Raw genomic sequence first — 2,631 nt, 5'->3', positions numbered from 1 at the left:
AAGGCTCTTTATAATAAATATGGCACCTACCTACTCTCCCGCCTGGTATAGCAGTACCATCGGCCATGAGGGGCTTAACTTCTCTGTTCGGTATGGGAAGAGGTGAACACCCTCGGCATAAGCACCATAAGACATTGGTGGAATGATCCACTTCAATAAGATAACATATTGGGAAGTTGCAATTTCACGGGTATGTAATATTTCCTAATCCATATAGAATTAAAAAATTAAAGCTTACGGGCAATTAGTACTACTCGGCTTTGATGTTACCACCTTTACACCTGTAGCCTATCAACGTCATAGTCTCTGACGACCCTTAAAAGAAAACTCATCTTAAGGTAGGTTTCACGCTTAGATGCTTTCAGCGTTTATCCTTTCCGTACATAGCTACTCGGCATTGCACCTGGCGGCACAACCGATACACCAGCGGTACGTACGACCCGGTCCTCTCGTACTAAGGTCATGTCCTCTCAATTTTCTAACGCCCATCACAGATAGGGACCGAACTGTCTTGCGACGTTCTGAACCCAGTTCACGTGCCACTTTAATCGGCGAACAGCCGAACCCTTGGGACCTTCTCCAGCCCCAGGATGTGACGAACCGACATCGAGGTGCCAAACCTCACCGTCGATATGAGCTCTTGGGTGAGATCAGCCTGTTATCCCCAGAGTACCTTTTATCCTTTGAGCGATGGCCCTTCCATACAGAACCACCGGATCACTTTAGCCTGCTTTCGCACCTGATCGACTTGTATGTCTCACAGTCAAGCACCCTTATACTAATGCGCTCTGCGTACGATTACCAACCGTACTGAGGGTACCTTTGCGAGCCTCCGTTACTTTTTAGGAGGCGACCACCCCAGTCAAACTACCCACCATGCAATGTCCCCCTTCAGGGGTTAGGTTCTAAGCAACAAGAGGTTGGTATTTCAACGATGACTCCACAATGCCTGGCGACACTGCTTCATAGTCTCCCAACTATCCTACACACTTGGTGCTCAAAATCAATGCAAAGTTGTAGTGAAGGTTCATGGGGTCTTTCCGTCCCGTGACGGGTAACCGGCATCTTCACCGATACTACAATTTCACCGGGCTCGTGGAGGAGACAGTGTTCAACTCATTAGACCATTCGTGCAGGTCGGAACTTACCCGACAAGGAATTTCGCTACCTTAGGACCGTTATAGTTACGGCCGCCGTTTACTGGGGCTTCAGTCAGAAGCTTTGGATTACTCCGAACATCCTTCCTTAACCTTCCAGCACCGGGCAGGTATCAGGCTCTATACGTCATCTTACGATTTTGCAGGGCCCTGTGTTTTTGTTAAACAGTTGGTTGAACCATTTTACTGAGACCGCATCGCTGCGGTACGCTTTATCCCGAAGTTACAGCGTCAATTTGCCTAGTTCCTTCTCCACGGCTCACCCGAGCGCCTTAGAATATTCATCTCGACTACCTGTGTCGGTTTACGGTACGGGCGGCATTAGCCTATCCTTAGAGGTTTTTCTCGGTGCTATGATTAGGGTCACTATCTATCCAGCCGAAGCTTTCTAGTACTATCACCTTCGACATCCCGTGCGGATTTGCCTACACAGGATATATCTACGGGCTTTAACGCAGTATTCCGTAACTGCGCGGACCTTTCACTAACACGTCACCCCATCGAAACTAATGCCGGTACTGGAATATTAACCAGTTTTCCATCAGCTGCCCCTTTCGGGTTTGCCTAAGGACCCGACTAACCCTGATCCGATTAACGTTGATCAGGAACCCTTAGTCTTACGGCGAACAAGTTTTTCACTTGTTTTATCGTTACTTATGCCTACATTTTCTTTTCCAACCGCTCCAGCATGCATCACCACACACCTTCAACGCAGATTGGAATGCTCCCCTACCACTCCATACAAGTATGGAATTTAGAACTTCGGTTCGTAGTTTGATGCCCGATCATTTTCCGTGCAGAGTCTCTCGACCAGTGAGCTGTTACGCACTCTTTAAATGAATGGCTGCTTCCAAGCCAACATCCTGGCTGTTTTAGAAACTCCACCTCGTTTGTTCAACTTAACTACGTATTAGGGACCTTAGTTGCTAATCTGGGTTATTTCCCTCTCGGCCATGGACCTTAGCGCCCACAGCCTCACTGCCGCAGATATTTATTAGCATTCGGAGTTTGTCAGGGTTTGGTAGGCGGTGAAGCCCCCTAGCCCAATCAGTAGCTCTACCTCTAATAAACTTCTATATGCGACGCTGTTCCTAAAAACATTTCGGGGAGAACGAGCTATCTCTCAGTTTGATTGGCCTTTCACCCCTATCCACAGGTCATCCCATAACTTTTCAACGTTAATGAGTTCGGTCCTCCAGTGTGTGTTACCACACCTTCAACCTGCCCATGGATAGATCACAAAGTTTCGCGTCTACCCCCACTGACTAAAGCGCCCTATTTGGACTCGCTTTCGCTACGGCTCCGTTACTTAAGAACTTAACCTCGCCAGTGAGGAGTAACTCGTAGGCTCATTATGCAAAAGGCACGCCGTCACACCTTACGATGCTCCGACCGCTTGTAGGCACACGGTTTCAGGTACTATTTCACTCCCTTATTCAGGGTGCTTTTCACCTTTCCCTTACGGTACTGGTTC

At 48.1% G+C, this 2,631-nt stretch carries 2 rRNA genes (1 of these 2 running past the window's edge); both read right to left on the bottom strand.

Annotated features, from left to right (window positions below):
• Positions 1–17: 17 nt before the first annotated feature.
• Positions 18–129, bottom strand: a 5S ribosomal RNA gene (rrf, locus tag BC349_RS06835).
• A gap of 95 nt (positions 130–224) precedes the next feature.
• Positions 225–2,631: ribosomal RNA gene (locus tag BC349_RS06830) — 23S ribosomal RNA — on the bottom strand; it runs 476 nt beyond the window's last position.

This window comes from Flavihumibacter stibioxidans (assembly GCF_014332695.1).
GTDB lineage: Bacteria > Bacteroidota > Bacteroidia > Chitinophagales > Chitinophagaceae > Flavihumibacter > Flavihumibacter stibioxidans.
Note: the sequence above shows the minus strand (reverse complement) of the source record. Positions and strands in the feature narration are given on the sequence as shown.